This is a genomic window from Candidatus Abawacabacteria bacterium, from assembly GCA_016207805.1.
Lineage (GTDB): Bacteria > Patescibacteriota > Gracilibacteria > RBG-16-42-10 > RBG-16-42-10 > JACQZO01.
In genome coordinates this window covers 62,879-78,287 of sequence record JACQZO010000022.1, presented here as the reverse complement: position 1 = coordinate 78,287, position 15,409 = coordinate 62,879, and the positions used below count along the sequence as shown (strand labels likewise).

Annotated in this window: 12 protein-coding genes and 1 other RNA gene; 9 read left to right on the top strand and 4 right to left on the bottom strand. The window is 40.1% G+C overall.

Going from position 1 to position 15,409, the window contains the following annotated elements; all coding sequences use genetic code 11:
* Nucleotides 1-167 precede the first annotated feature (167 nt).
* Nucleotides 168-2,198 (bottom strand): DUF2000 family protein, encoded by a 2,031-nt coding sequence (locus HY817_05065; protein ID MBI4836601.1) that lies wholly within the window; start codon nucleotides 2,196-2,198, stop codon nucleotides 168-170.
* 460 nt (nucleotides 2,199-2,658) lie between these two features.
* Here HY817_05065 and HY817_05060 point away from each other — a divergent pair, with 460 nt between their 5' ends.
* Complete coding sequence (locus HY817_05060) at nucleotides 2,659-4,512, top strand: S-layer homology domain-containing protein (GenBank protein MBI4836600.1); 1,854 nt, start codon at nucleotides 2,659-2,661, stop codon at nucleotides 4,510-4,512.
* 63 nt (nucleotides 4,513-4,575) lie between these two features.
* On the opposite strand, the gene HY817_05055 is transcribed toward HY817_05060, so the two are convergent.
* Nucleotides 4,576-6,864 (bottom strand): phosphodiester glycosidase family protein, encoded by a 2,289-nt coding sequence (locus HY817_05055; protein MBI4836599.1) that lies wholly within the window; start codon nucleotides 6,862-6,864, stop codon nucleotides 4,576-4,578.
* Nucleotides 6,865-7,047: 183 nt separating this feature from the next.
* Here HY817_05055 and HY817_05050 point away from each other — a divergent pair, with 183 nt between their 5' ends.
* From HY817_05050 to HY817_05035, 4 genes are all read left to right on the top strand, one after another.
* Nucleotides 7,048-8,211, top strand: a complete 1,164-nt coding sequence (locus tag HY817_05050) for a replication-associated recombination protein A (GenBank protein ID MBI4836598.1) — start codon at nucleotides 7,048-7,050, stop codon at nucleotides 8,209-8,211.
* Between the two features lie 67 nt (nucleotides 8,212-8,278).
* A complete protein-coding gene (locus tag HY817_05045; GenBank protein ID MBI4836597.1) occupies nucleotides 8,279-9,100 on the top strand; it encodes an SIMPL domain-containing protein in 822 nt (273 codons plus the stop codon).
* Between the two features lie 73 nt (nucleotides 9,101-9,173).
* Nucleotides 9,174-9,595: a transfer-messenger RNA gene (gene ssrA, locus HY817_05040) on the top strand.
* A gap of 229 nt (nucleotides 9,596-9,824) precedes the next feature.
* Nucleotides 9,825-10,070 (top strand): GIY-YIG nuclease family protein, encoded by a 246-nt coding sequence (locus HY817_05035; protein MBI4836596.1) that lies wholly within the window; start codon nucleotides 9,825-9,827, stop codon nucleotides 10,068-10,070.
* A 135-nt stretch (nucleotides 10,071-10,205) separates the two neighbouring features.
* On the opposite strand, the gene HY817_05030 is transcribed toward HY817_05035, so the two are convergent.
* On the bottom strand, nucleotides 10,206-11,159 hold the full coding sequence (locus HY817_05030) for a hypothetical protein (GenBank protein MBI4836595.1): 954 nt from the start codon (nucleotides 11,157-11,159) through the stop codon (nucleotides 10,206-10,208).
* 137 nt (nucleotides 11,160-11,296) lie between these two features.
* Between HY817_05030 and HY817_05025 the strand changes: the two genes are divergently transcribed.
* Together HY817_05025 and HY817_05020 are read left to right on the top strand one after the other, a co-directional pair.
* Entirely contained in the window at nucleotides 11,297-11,782 is a 486-nt protein-coding gene (locus HY817_05025; GenBank protein MBI4836594.1) for a hypothetical protein, read from the top strand.
* 168 nt (nucleotides 11,783-11,950) lie between these two features.
* Nucleotides 11,951-13,105: an MFS transporter gene (locus HY817_05020; protein MBI4836593.1), complete on the top strand. Its 1,155-nt coding sequence runs from the start codon at nucleotides 11,951-11,953 to the stop codon at nucleotides 13,103-13,105.
* 20 nt (nucleotides 13,106-13,125) lie between these two features.
* On the opposite strand, the gene HY817_05015 is transcribed toward HY817_05020, so the two are convergent.
* Complete coding sequence (locus tag HY817_05015) at nucleotides 13,126-13,764, bottom strand: hypothetical protein (protein MBI4836592.1); 639 nt, start codon at nucleotides 13,762-13,764, stop codon at nucleotides 13,126-13,128.
* 171 nt (nucleotides 13,765-13,935) lie between these two features.
* Here HY817_05015 and HY817_05010 point away from each other — a divergent pair, with 171 nt between their 5' ends.
* A complete protein-coding gene (locus HY817_05010; protein MBI4836591.1) occupies nucleotides 13,936-14,670 on the top strand; it encodes a hypothetical protein in 735 nt (244 codons plus the stop codon).
* A gap of 194 nt (nucleotides 14,671-14,864) precedes the next feature.
* Nucleotides 14,865-15,401: an NUDIX domain-containing protein gene (locus HY817_05005; GenBank protein MBI4836590.1), complete on the top strand. Its 537-nt coding sequence runs from the start codon at nucleotides 14,865-14,867 to the stop codon at nucleotides 15,399-15,401.
* Nucleotides 15,402-15,409 lie beyond the last annotated feature (8 nt).

Below are 15,409 nucleotides of genomic sequence, written 5' to 3'. Positions count from 1 at the left end.
TCACCATGGAGTGTCAAAGAAATACCGAAACCTCTATTTGAAACAATTTATCTTTAGATATGAGCATGAACATTCTCACAACCTCTTCAAATTAACTCTCTCAATATTATTTTCTCCAACCTATTGTTTAATTTAACCAAGTATTCTTAACCTATGCAAACATTTCTTTACTGCACCAAAGGAAATTGCTTAGTTAAGGCTTCTACTTGTTTTTTTTCGCCAAAAACCAAAACACCGAGAAAGTCCACATCAGCCAATCTCTTCGCCTCTTGCCATTCTTTTACCTTTGCATCACTGCTACTTTCACGCATTTCTTTAGTAAAACAAGTAACTACTAACTCCTGTGCTTCCGCTGCTTTCTTCAAAGCAACAAGATCATCCTTAGTAGTAGCTGATTTCATCATAATAGCATGCTGAATATTCATTGGAATTTGCTCACCATCACTGGTTGTGCTGTGATCAATATAAATTAACTTTTTACCTTCTCTCGCTCCCAAAGAAGCCGTCAAATGGGCAGCAGCATTAAGCTTAGACCAATTAGGAACATCCGGCGTATCCAAAATAACAGCATGAGCAACCATAGTGCGCTTAGCTTTTCCACTGGTATTAGCTTGCTCTCGGACATGAGGAAAAGTAACGCATTCGCGAATATGTTTACTTAACAAGAAAGATACGAAGCGCTCACTGGTACCAAAACCAGCCATTGGAGGCATGCCATATTCCATTGCTTCCACATACTTAGTATCCATAAATTGAGCATCCTCATTACCCGCGTCCCTGGCAGCTTGCTGCACTGAAAAACGGCCGAATTGATCAATAGGATCATTCAATTCACTGAATGCTTTACCGAGCTCCGCTCCTCCAGCTACTACTTGAAATCTCTGGGTAAGATGAGGCTTTGCTGGATCACGTTTCGCTAAAGGCTCTAATTCTACTGGCGGAAGAATCAGAAAAAATGGATGTGTGGTATTTACTCTCGCCTTTTTCCATAATTTATCCAATACAGTAGCCATACCATGTTTAGGGTCAATATCTTCAATCCCCAAGCTCTTTGCTAAATTGCAAAGCCCTTCCAGACTTTTCCCTTCAGTATCAATTGCCCCTTGAGAAAAATAGCGAACAGCATCAAAATAAGGAATTTTAGGCCATCCACCGACCAATTCCCAATTATTCTTTTTTGCTTCAGTCTCATCACACCATTCCCCCCAATTAATTTCATGACCATGATAATCCACTTGCGTCATAGTGCCTAAAAGTTCTTGAACTATTCTTTGATAAACACGCTTAGTAAAAATCATAGCCCATGCATAATCTTTGTAGGCTATATACCATTCGATCTGGGTGTACTCTTGTAAGTGTTGTGGACTAGAACCTTCATTACGAAAAATTCTCCCTATTTCGTAGACAGCTTCAAAACCACCAGCAATGAGTTTTTTTAAAGGAAGTTCCAGAGATATTCGCAAATACATATCCTGATCCAGCTCATTATAAAAAGTGGTAAAAGGCTTAGCCTCAGCTCCACCAGGTACAGATTCAAATATAGGACACTCTACTTCCAAAAATCCCTCCTTCGCCATTTCCTCTCGCCAAATTTGCCAATATTTAGCTTTCATACGAATAATGTCTCGACCAGCAAGCCCCTTTTCATCTTTACTATTCATTTTAAAATCAGCCACACGATCTAAAAATCTCGATTCAGAATCCATCTTTTCCGGCAAGGGACGAAGCGACTTTGCTAAAACAGTATATGCAGTCACAAAAATACTAGGCTCTCCTGTTTGCGAACGATCAAGATAACCAGTTACCTGTAAATAATCCCCTTCATCAATCAAAGTCTTGAGATCAGAAAAGTTGAGCACCTTCTCTTCAGTGCTCGTTAACATATCCAATTTAAATATACATTGAAAACCTGTAGGCAAACTTTCATCTTCAATTTGAGCAAAAGCAATTTTGCCACTTAAACGTTTCGACTTCACTCTTCCTGACAAAGTAATAGTCTGCGTAGTGTCCCCAATGAACGGATGCTGCTCCTGAGTAAAAAAACTTTTCACTTCTGCCAAGCGATAATCTCGCTTACTGCTAACTGGATAAGGATCTATTCCCCGCTTTTTTAAAATCTCCAAACGATCCACCCGCAATTGTCGTTGCGCCTCAAGTGAAGAAAAAGAGATTGGCAATTGATTATGATCAGCATTCATTATTCTAAGCGAAAAAGACAAAAACACTATACAATGCAACCTTCAAGAAGCAAGATTTGAGCTTATAAAATATTGAAGGTATTATCGAGATTCCGCTTATTAACTAGATCCCTCGACTTCGCACGGAATGACAAACGGAGGGATATGTGTTGCTCGAACAGCCTAGTCAGTTATTGACTAGTTAAGTAAAAACTGACCAATTTTTTTGAGCAATAAATGCACTAAACTGTCATCCCGACCTAGTGGAGGGATCTGATGTTGATGTAACCAGTAGACATTATGCGCCAAAGTCCAAAAGGTTCCATTCTTCATTGTGTCTACCACCATTTTGGGACATTTTAAATTGAATCTTGCACCATGAATTCTTAAAAGTAACAGAAATCTTTTAGTGATCGTACTAGATGAATGTGAGGCTTTGTAGTAACTTAATTTTGTAATTGTTTTTTTCTAACCTTTCCTTATGAAAAAGTATTTGCAGTCCTTTGCAAGTGTCGGTATAGCCAGCTTGCTCCTGCTCACCCTGAACCCTCCTGTTGCTCTCGCGCAAACTGCGAGTTCAGCCGCAAACGCCCTTGATGACGCAACTCAAGAAGTAGAGGATCTCCGCACAGACACTAGCTATGATTCATCTAGTGATTTTACCACCACTACTCATGTTGAAAACTTTTTTGAGGAATTAGCTGGTATTGTAGAAAATGCCGATGACGAAATCCGCTCGGTCAATCGTCCCATCACTCAAGCTGACTTGAATACAGTTGAAGATGCTTATGATGATTTTGTTGAGGAAGTTGAGGAAACCCTTCGTGTGATCGATTCACGCATCTCTACCACTAGTTTACAAACAGCATTTAATAATGCGAAGAACGACTTAGAAGATGATGAGGAATTGAATGATTTAGAAGAAGGTTTCGACGCGTTAGAAGCAACACTTACCGGCGGAACATCCGGCAGCACCTCTGCTACAATAGTTGATGGCGTCATAGAGGACATTGATGAGGCAACAGACAATGTAGATGACCTAAGAACTGATGTTGATGCTATTACCACGAGCACACTTTTAGATAGTTTTTTCGAAGATTTGATTGCTGAAGCTGAAGATGTAGTTGATGCTCTTGAAAAGATCACGGGCAGTATTAGTACAGCAAACTTTGATGAAATCGATGAAAGTGTCCAAAGCTTCAATGATGAAGTCGATGAACGTTTCGATCGCCTGGTAACCAGAACGGGATCAGGAGGAACAATCACATCATTGAAAACCTCATTCATTGATCAGAGAAATGAATATCGTGATGGTGAAGAAGATGATATCGACAGCGAAATGGACCGAATTGCCCGCTTGGCCTTTGGCACTAGTGCCGGCAGTGCTAGTGTGAGCTCAATAATCAATAAGATTGAGGGTTTTGAAGAAGATGTTGAATCTATTGAGGATGAGGATGCTACCAGTATTAATACTGAAACAGAATTGGATACTTATATCGGTGATATTATCGAAATTGTTAATGATGTAGAAACAGAATTAAAGCGTATTACAGGTACTATTACTCAAGATAACTTTGATGATATTGAGGATGCAGTACAAAACTTTTTGAATACAGTAGATGATGCTCGAGATGCTGTAGAAGATAATAGTACTGATGATGATTATGAAGAAGAATTTGGTGATCAAGAAGACGAATTAGGTGAAGAAACTGATGCTGTAGAAGAAGCGCTTGATGCTTTGGAAACTAAGATTGGCACGCTTAACACTCCAGGCACGGGCAACACTTCATTTATTGATGTCTCTAGTACTTCCGAGTTTGCTCGTTTTATCACCGCTCTAGCAAGTCGCAATATTATCACTGGTTATTCTGATCGTAGCTTCCAACCTAAGAGAAATATCACCCGAGCTGAATTCCTTAAGATTGCTTTATTATCAGCAAACAAGTCCGTTAGTCTCTACCAAAATAGTGAAAGCACCTTCAAGGATGTTCCCTTCAACCATTCATTACGTACCTACGTAAATTACGCATCAGCTAATCAGATTGTAAATGGATTCACTGTCGGTGGCTTGAAATATTTTTATCCTGAGCGAAGTATCACCAGAGCTGAAGCGGTGATTATTTTGTTACGTATTAATGGGATCGCTCCCGGATCAGCTTCAGTAAGTCGGTTCTCAGACGTTAAAGATCTTGACCAAATCCGCTATATCGAAGTAGCTGCTAGCCGCAATATTGTCAAAGGCTATTCTCCTACAACATTTGGTCCCAATGACTTTATTACTCGAGAGCAGGCTGCTAAGGTAGTATCTATCGCTAGTGGTTTAGTTACTCCTTAAGTTCATCTAAATAATTCGAATTCAAAAAAAGCGTTTAGGAGTTAATCCTAAACGCTTTTTTTATTATCTGGTAGCCGTACCCCAATAGCCTAAATTAGTTATAGTTTGCTGCACATTGATACGATTAACATTCGCAGGATAAGCAAAAAATGCTGTATTGCCTCCATGCTGTTGAGCCAATAACATTCCTGCCTCTAACTTTTGCATTGTTCTCACCACAGAATAAAAAGGATTATCATGGGTGTCATAACGGTTAACGGGACTATCTCCTGGCGAATGACTATCAAATCTGCCACTGGTATTAGTTTGCGGACGGATAGTGCCATTGATCCCTGCATCAGCCATTAATTGGACAAATCTGCCCCATTTCTCATTGTCATTGACACCCGCCAACTGACCAGCAAAAGGCGAAACAATTCTGGCCGCAGTACCTGAACCACTACTCCACCCCATAAAAGCCATCGCGATGAACCAAGGAGAACCACGATTTGTAGTGCGGATTGAGGCTGGCAAAGCAGCCATAACACTATCCCCTTCATCTCGTAGATGAGCATAACCAACAGCGATTTGATCAGGAACAGCAGTTTTCCAAGCATCAGGCTCGGTACTAGCTGGTCTTCCTAAAAATTGCACTACAGCAGGATCAGAAGCTAAAGGAAACCAACGATCACGGCCACCTGCAATTGGAGCTGGTGAACCAGTATTTGTAGGTACTCCAAACATACCCATAGCCTGAAAAGATCCTCCTGGAGTTAATTCCGTTATACCACCATTACTAGCAAATCCTAAAAATGCTTCTGGAGCAGCACCAACAAAAAGCTGGTTAGTCATGCGGGTAAAATCAGCACTATAGCTTTGCCAACGAGAATTCGCCTCACCAATCTTTTCCTGAGCATATTGGATCGGTGTACGCGGTCTATGTGGTTGCCCCGGTTGTGAACTAGTAGCACCACCATCACCAACATTACCGCTAAAAATAGAGCTAATAGGCGCTTGATACTCATGTCCATTAATCGCTCTTGGTGTACAAGCAGAGTTGGCACCAAAACCAAAGAAACAAGGATTAACAACATACAAGATAAAACCACCAGTAGATAATAATACCAGTCCTAAAATTGAGCCGACAATACGCTCTTTTGCTTTCGTGATCTCATCAGCACCACCTATAATAATTTGAAAGCCTGAAACAATAATCATTATTAATGCCAAAAGTCCCACCAAGCCGGCAGCAAAACCAAAGAGCACGCGACTATAAGTGAGAATGAAGTTTTCATTACCACCAATCATAGTCACACCACCTATTGGTACTTCCAGTGGAACAGTTTGAGGAGGAACAAAAAGCTGACCTTGCTGAACAGTGCCACCAGCACTAGTACCACCTGCTCCAGTGGCAGAGGTTCCTGCTTGATTTGGCTGCGTACCAGTGGGACCAGGTTGAGGAGCATCATCACGACATTGTTTCACTGGCAATGCTGCCGTTTCTTGCTCACTTTGTGGCCGGCCCGAACGAACAACTAGTAGATTGCCCAAAGAGCGGCCATCGGTAGCAAAACTTTCATCTGGAGTAAAAAATCTAGCACTCTGACGCATCATAGTAGAACCACCACTGTCCATAATATAGCCATCAGTAGCACCAAGTGACTTCAAAAAGTCTACCCCTTCTTGAGGAGTAACACCTTTATCGAGGGGATTGCTATTGCGAAAAGTTCCTTCCCCACCAGTAAGCAAAATGATTTTATGCTGCGTGGGATTAATACCTAAGTACGTACGCGCAATGGTACCTCTAGCATTGCCTCTATCACTTGAATAAGCAGAATCAAAAGATGTAGTAACTTGCTCCGGAGTGATATCCTGCAAACTACCATTACGATTGATTTTAAAGATACCATTAATAAACATACTATAGCGACTAGCAGCTGCCGGAGTAAGATTCTCAGTACCGGTAACAATATCACCGTTATGATCGATAGCCACAAAATTAGCCGACTCTCTCATAGAAGGCCAATTGGCACCATACTGAATACTGTTACCAATATAATCACCAATTGCTTTTCCTTGACTATTAAAGAATTGTGCATTCACCGCCGCAATAAAATCATTTTGTCCTGCCAAGGTCACTAATTCAGGAGGAGAAAACTTCTGATTACACACTTGAGCACTCCCTTTACCCTCTACTCTCACTCGAGTGTTTCTGGTATCAGCAATCACGGCTCTCAGCACAGCGGCTCCTTGAGAACGAGGAATACTTCTAGTTTCATAAGAAACACCAGCAACAATTTCTCTAGCCTCCACATAAGGAACAACAACAGAAAACAGTAAGATAACAAGAATGGCAGAATAAAATTTTCGCATATGACTAGTTCATGATATTTTACCACATATTGGCCCAGAAGCACATACTATAAAGGATTCCCCATTTCTAGCAACAGCTCTTTATTAAACACACAATTTCTTCGCTCACCTTGGCTGATTGAAACTAACAGAGTACTTTTACCATTAGTTCCATAGTACTTTTGCCCCTTATTTGTAATTTTCATGCTCCCCCTTCCCTACCAACTACGCCCCAAGTCATTTTCCGACTTCTACGGCCAAGAACATATTATTGGTCCTGAAGGAAACTTAAGCAAACTTTTAGAGAGTGGGATTTTGCACTCTTTCATTCTCCACGGGCCACCAGGTACGGGGAAAACTAGCCTCGCCTCAATTCTAGCCAATTCTCTTGATGCTCACTTTGTGGAACTAAACGCAACTGAAGCAAAAATAAAAGATCTAAGAAAACACTGTGAACAAGCTAAAGAAAGATTTAGAGCCTATGGTAAACGGACGGTTATATTTGTTGATGAAATCCACCGTTTCAACAAAGCTCAACAAGATGCTTTGCTCCCATCGGTAGAAGCTGGCGATATTATTCTTATTGGCGCTACTACCGAAAATCCTTCCTATGAAATCAATGCCGCTCTTCTCTCTCGCCTAACAGTATACAAGCTAAATTTATTGGCAAAAGAAGCTTTGCAGAAAATATTAGCGCGAGCCTTAAAAACTACGTATCAGAACAAAGTAACTTTATCTCAGGAAGTAATTGACTATTTGTTGACAATAGCAGCGGGAGACGCCAGAAGCCTACTTACTAGTTTACAATTATTGATTGAAAGCAAAAGATATCAAACTGATATCAACACCGTGCGCCAATTTTTACAAAAGCACGCCATTCGCTACGACAAAAGAAGTGATGAACATTACAATACCATCTCTGCATTTATCAAAAGTGTTCGCGGTAGCGATATCGATGGCAGCCTAATCTGGCTATGGAAAATGATTGAAGCGGGTGAAGATCCTAAGTTTATTTTCCGCCGCATGCTTATTTTAGCTTCAGAAGATATAGGCATGGCCGATCCACAAGCATTAATCTTCGTAAACAATGCATTTCAAGCCTTTATTAATGTTGGTTACCCAGAAGGCCAGTTTTTTCTTACCCATGCCTGTATTTATCTAGCTCGAGCCCCTAAAAATAATGATGTCACTCGGGCCATGGGAAAGGTTAGTGAATACCTAAAAAAGTATCCTACTCTACAAGTCCCTCAGCATTTAACCAAAGAAGGAAATAAAGAGTATCGGTATCCTCATGATTATCCCGGACATGTGGTACAACAGAACTATTTACCAGTGAATGGCCCTAAAGAAAACTTGTACCAAGAATAAAATTCTTTGATTCTTTTGCATAAAACAATCGTTGCTATTAGAATGCTTTCGTCTTAAATGAACATCCATGGAGTTTTTAAAAACTGTTCTAGGCAAAGTGGTAGCTGTACTGGTGGCAGTATTTTTAGTTTTATTGTCAGTAAAGACAGGTGTAGAGTCGCTCAAGACCTACAAAGAAAGTCATGAGTATTATAAAAACACGATTGTTGTATCCGCTGAAGACAAGGTTATTGGCGTGCCTGATATTGCTCAAATGAATTTCACAGTAATTAGTAAGGGTGCGACTGTAGCTGTAGCAAGCAATGACAATACGAAAAAGATGAATGCTGTCTTGGCAGCAGTAAAAAGTATGGGAGTAGAAGAGAAAGATATCCGTACGACCAGCTATTACTTAGATCCTGAATACAATTATGATACTGATCCATCAAAAATTGTTGGCTATCGCGCTGAGCAAGGTTTGGAGGTAAAAGTGCGTGCGAAAGACAAAGCAGGCGAGATATTACAAAAGGCAACTACAGCTGGAGCAAATCAAGTGGGACAAATCTACTTCACCATCGATGATCCTGAGCAATTGAAGAGCCAAGCAAGAGAGAAAGCTTTCAATAAAGCTAAAGAAAAAGCACAAACCCTTGCTCGCCAAGCTGGCGTAAGACTGGGTAAAGTGATTAATTTCTCTGACGATCAAGGTGGTTACTATCCTCCAATGCCTTATTATGGCAATGAAATGGGCGGGGGCGGCTATGATAAGAATTATGATGCATCAGCGACTGACCGTAGCTTTGGTGCTCAAGTAGGAGCACCTGCACCAAGCGCACCTCCAGCACCAGTATTACAACCCGGAAGCCAAGAAGTTACGGCATATGTAACCATGACATACGAGATCTACTAGTATTCTCTTGAGGACTTAGTATAATAAGCCTTGCATCCTTATGGTGCAGGGCTTTTTAGTTCTTTAATAATTTGGGGATGATCGGTTTTGCTAGGAAGGCAACTAGCGTAACTGGCGTTTACGGGATTCTCTATTCCCGTTAGATCCATAGAGAAAAATCTAACTGCTGAATCTTTAGCAGCTGCTCGTACTCTAGAAGGCCAAAACACTGTTGGTTCACTCCAATTTGCTTTAGCTGCATAGTTTACTAGCGCTATCTCCGGCCTTTTCGCTGGAGACGGTGAAAAGAGACGTGTATGTATTCAGGTCCTTTTTATCGCAACCTTCTGATACATCTCTTTAGTCTTCTTCCGTACTAAAGAGTATTTAGGAAGAAACACGACTGCAGCTTTTTGCTTGTTCTCTATTGCAATCATGTAAGCAAAACAAGCTATAAACGTAGAGGGTTACCCTGGTTCTTCTTATACGGCGGTTCGATTCCGCCCATCTCCACCAGCCTGCGCTCTGCGAGCTTCGGCTGGCAGGCCAACTCTGACAGGCTAATTTTACATGTCTGCTTATTTAGCACATAGCGAGCAGTGAGTGAGCGCAGTGCTAGGCTGCCGAAGCGTTAATACGCGCAGGCATGCCATGATGTAAGAGATTCTTTTATGGATCAACTGTACACTATTTGAGCCTTTTTCATTTTTTATTTACTACACTAGATTGAGTAGTAACTTTTTCTATGTGGTATGTATATTTTCTTGAAAACAAACAAAAACAGTTTTTCTATACTGGATCGACTAATTCTCTGAGTAGAAGACTTTTCCAACATCAAAACGGTTATGTAATTTCCACGAGACGTTTTTTACCCTTAGAGTTAGTAGGCTATATTGCTTTACCAACTGAAAAACAGGCTAGAGAATTGGAACAATACTTCAAAACAGGTTCAGGAAAAACCGTTTTAAGAAAACGAATCCTAAATACTTAAAACAAGTCCCTGACATTGAATAGCAGAAAGGTTGCAACCTCTGGGCCCGTCTCTATCAACTTTAGTAATGGCTTACAAAAAAGACGGAGAGCCTTATAATTGATGCCAGTCCACAAGGCAGCAGCTGGCGCATCTTTAATATCTCATCATTGAATGATTCATGCCGGGCATTTTAGTACCCATATCTATCATTCCTGAATCCTCTTCTCCTTGCGCGACAGACACTACAAAATCAGTAGTGACCACTTTCCCTGCTCTTTGGAACTGGGTAAATATCTTGTATTTACCAGCTTCTGGAAAATGAACCATGAAGTTCACCTTTCCACTCTGCTGCTGATTAATACTTTCTACAGGATGTGCATGAATAAAGTCTAGTGTGCCTTCACGCAGAATTACCGTATGCCCCAAAGCTCCAAGATACTCTTGTAAGTCTGTAACTGATTTACCATTTTGTTTCAAATCAAAGGCAAGCTTCGCTTCCTTACTAGATTGCAATGGTGTCCCGGTGTCTAATGACACCTGGTAGCCTTCGAATGTTTTCACTTTTTCTTCAGCACCAATTGCCTGAGGGTGATAATTATTACCAACCTGGACATCTTCGAAGCTGGTAATACCTAATGGCATATTCATTGGGTCCATTTGCCCGCCTGTTACTGCAAAATCAGCAAAGATACGATATTGTCCTTCAGTTGGAAAAGCCAGGTTTGATAAAGTAAATGTACCAGTACTTTGGTTAAATTCAGGATGTAGGTGCTGAAAATAATTGAGATCTTTTCTTACCACGATTACATGCATTGGCTTCGTGTGAGTGATGGCGAAGTCTTTTACAACAGTCCCCTGATCATCACGAATGGCGAAGGTGTATGAACTAGCTTGATTTGCGGTATACACTTTTCCTTTGGCATCAGATTGCAGACAATAAGAACGGTGACTTTGAATCGGCTTAATAGCTGTAAATGAACCATCAGAAGAACAATATATTGATGTCTGGGTATTTAGCGTGGCATTCGGAATTTCTTTATTAGCGCATGCAGCCAGTGTCGTAGTGGCAATAAGAACGATACTAAGAGTGAGAAAAAAGGATTTCATAGGCTATTTTATTAGCAATTAAAAGTATAAGCAGATTGCCCCTTTTAGACAAATGCCCATAGAATCAGCTAGCTTAAGGTAACAATAGACTTTTATTTTTAGGATAACTAAGATTCAGATAGAAATAATGAATATTTATGGAACAAGAAATTGAAAGGAAATGGAGAGTAAGAACCATGCCTGATTTAACTGATCTCAAGCCTCTTCAGGACGAAAGATATTATTTATTCGCAGACGATACAGTTTCATTACGCTTTCAGAAAAGAGGTGATCGTTATGAGTTGGAACGCATGGAAGCGATCGGAGAACTGACGAGGACACAAGCAAAATTAGTCATAGGAGCAAAAGAGTTTGAAGCATTAAAGAAAGTTGCTAAGGGACCTTTAGTAAGAGACAGTTATTTGATTCATCTTGCAGATCCCCAAATTACTTTGAAAGTATACCGAGGCTTATTTGCAGGTCTTATGCGTATAGAAGTAGAATTTACTTCAGTAGAACAGGCAAAAAACTTCACACCTCCAGATTGGTTTGGGGATGAAATGACAGAATCTCCGCTTTCTTTTGATAGTAAATTGGTAAATATGGATAGAGAAGAATTTAGGGCTCTATTAGAAAGACAATAGAAATACGCCCTACCCTTTCTTAAACATGGCGAGTTTTGGTGTAATCTTTAATCTAATGCTTGAAGCTTCAGATATGATTTTTGATTAAACACCTACTTAGAATTACTATCTAATCTGTATAAGTTTATCCAGATTAGATTTATGGGTGTTCATTCGAATATACGGCTAATGAAATGGTTCAACTTTTTTATCTGGTTTCGGCCTTATTCGCCAATTGCCATTTTATATTTTGCAAGTATTACAGGATCACTAGCCTCAGCTCTTCTAGTATTTTCTATTTTCTCACTAAGCACGTGCCTTTTTGAGATACCAACTGGTGTCTATTCAGACAGGATTGGACGAAGAAAAACCCTCATTTTAGGATCTCTGGCCAGTTTACTTTCAATCATTTGTTACGCCATTGGTTCCTCCTTCTTTATCTTAATTTTAGGAGCTGTTTTGGCAGGGCTTCAGGATGCATTATTCAGTGGGAATAACGATGCTCTTCTCTATGACACTCTTGGGGAGACAAAAGAGGAAATGCATTTTCAAGAACATAGCGGTAAAATCAGTGCCACTTTGCAAATAGCTTTGGGCCTATCTGCTCTTTTGGGTGGTATAGTCGCTAACTTTTCATTTGCTTGGGTATTTTGGCTATCTGTTCTGCCGCAATTGTTAGCGCTCATTATAAGTTTTCGAATTAAAGAGCCACAGACCATCAACAAAGCACAAACTTCTAATATCTTTGCTCATCTTAAAGAGTCATTTCATGCCTTTCTGACTAATAGTAAATTACGCAAATTGAGCCTTTCATCCATCTTGAGATTCAGTATGGGAGAGACACAGAATCAATTTATGCCAGCTTTTCTCAGTACAGTTTGGCCATTATGGAGCTTGGGAGTAGCTAAAGCAATGAATAAGTTTTTCTCATTTTTAGGCTCAAGATATGCAGGAAGTATAGTAAGTAAATTCTCGACTTTCAGAGTTCTATTAATAGGAGAAATCATTGGAATTATATTCATAGTACTTGCAGTCATTTTCCCTACCATCATTTCCCCTTTATTAATAGCCATAACAGCTTTCTTCTTCGGTATAGCAGGCGTCGCTCTGAGCTCTCTCATGCAGATTGAGTTTACAAATGAACAGAGAGCTACTATGGGATCAATTAATTCTCTTTTTAGCAACACTTTCTTTGCTGTCTTTGCTTATATATTTGGATTAATTGCAGATCACTTAGGTGTCATTGAACCAATTATTATCACGCAAGTACTAATGCTTATCGTCGCTTACATATACTGGAACCTTTTTAAGAGTCACGAGAAACAAGCTCTAATTGCTAAATAAATCTTATTTGATGTTAGCTTCTACAAACTGACAGTTTCCTTTTTGGCAGTATCAATTGCAGATAAAATACCAGCTCCAAGTATACCTGCGAGTCTTCTGCGTGTGAGTAATGGAATTGGCTGTAAATCAACGGTAACGGTTCGGTCCAATAAGGACTCTTTTAGCAAAGGCTCAGGAATTGCTCTCTCGCTCCTAATAATAGGTAGATGCTCATAACTTACTCCGTGCTGTTCGCAATAACTCTTCATAAGCTCAGCGAAAGCAGCCAATTCACTAGCATCATATTTTCTCTGAAAACCAAAACTTTGATAGGGATAACCATTAGCTTCATTCAGTCCCCCTTTTACATACTGTAGGGTTACAGGACAGCCAAAATAGACTGATAAATAAAGTTGATACCAGGCAGCTGTGTATGCTTTTTTATGTTCACTTGCAATTGCCCTTGCTAAATGGTCCCTGGCAGGATTGTTTTCATATAAACGATCAGAATATACTCGTTCTAAATCATTAGAGTCTGCTCCCCAAAGTACATATTCATGACCACCAACACTATAAGCTAACATGTCAACCCGCCACCTTCTTAGATATATATCTAATTCTGCATCAGGATCAACTTCAATTGGATCGGTTATTGCTCGCTCTCTAAAAACTCTCAACATAAAAAATTGTTAATATGCCTTTTACCACTCTATGAGAGAAAATACAAAGGCAGCGATTGATAGTTTGGTTATACCTAACAATAGGTTGCAGAAAGGGGTTTGGAGAGAAACGGTTAGCTATTCAGGTTTGGTAAGGATATGGTATCATGAAAAGAACATTATAAAATCCCGATGAGTGAGGCTCAACGCCAAGGACCAGATAATGGCCCCAATCCAGAGACGACAGCAAAAAGAAGGGAATTGGCAGCTTTTAATAATGTGTTACAAAGTGATAATTGGGATAATCGTGATCGATCTGATTATTACAACAAGCTTCAATTCACCGCCAAAGATATGGTTGATGGTGAAACTGTTGACCCTGCTGACAAAGCGCATGTTATGAACTACTTAGCTCACAAACTGGTCAGAACCAGAAGCGAGCGTGTTAGTCCAACAGAAGGTATGGATAGTAGCGTTAAGAGGGCATTTGATAGTGCAGCTATACAAATAGCTCCACTGTATGAGCGCTTGAAACCGAAATTCTCACCATTGGCTCGCGACTTGGCAAAATCGAGATTAGAGATGAGACTAATAGGGCCTGGAGTCGACAAGGACTTTTTGGAGATCCATGGCGGAGCAGTAATTAACTTTAGGCGAGCAGCAGTAGATGTACAGAGGAGCGCTATTGATTCTCTGACCTTCGCTAGAGAATGCCTTTCATTTGCTGAACAAATTATCGACACTACTGATACCATACTCACAATTATTGCTGACTCACCAGGCTTACCTCTAGAGCGACGAAGAAAGTACGATCGTGTTAATGAAACTGGCCAACAGATAGTAGCTGAACTGATTTCATTGGCAGATCAATATAGTACCGGCAGTAGTAGAGAAAGTATTGGCCAGATATTCGAGAAAATACGCTGATTCTTGAAAGTGCTTAATTCACGACTATCAATAGTTTTAAATTCTCCTTCTGCAATCTGTACTTTACGTGATTAACCAGGCAAAAATTATTTACCTCACGGTACATTACTGAGACAAGCTTAGACAATAGAAATGGTACAGTATGGCTAGTTAATCTCTTTAAAGATATATTCTGAGTAAGAGTAATTAATTCTATGCCTGATTCATCTCAAGAATTGCTTGAATGTTTTGATGACCAAGGACATGTCATAGAGTCCCAGATTCGTAGCGTTGTTCATACTGAGCCATTACGACACTGGCATGGGGTTGCTAATATATGGATTATGGACAGCAGTGGTAACTTACTTTGCTCGCAAAGATCCAGCAGTTGTCGCGATAATCCAGAGAAGTGGCAAACATATTTCGGTGGTCATGTGAAAGCCGGACATACATTTGAACAGACCGCTCTACTTGAACTACAAGAAGAGATTGGGATAGAAACTACTATTGATCGCTTACAGCTAGTACTAAAGAGTTCTTACCATCCAGCAATGCATCTGTTTGCCGGATACTTATTGGTGCTCAATGAGGAGGAGAAGAACTTCTCTTTTACGGATGGCTCAGTGGTACAAATTCGTTGGCTTAGTTTGGAAAACTATAGAAAAGAGCAATCTACCACTCCAGAACAATGGTGTAACAATATTTCCGCAGAAATGGAGACAAAAATTAAAGGAATTCTTCGGAACAATTAAGAAAGGCT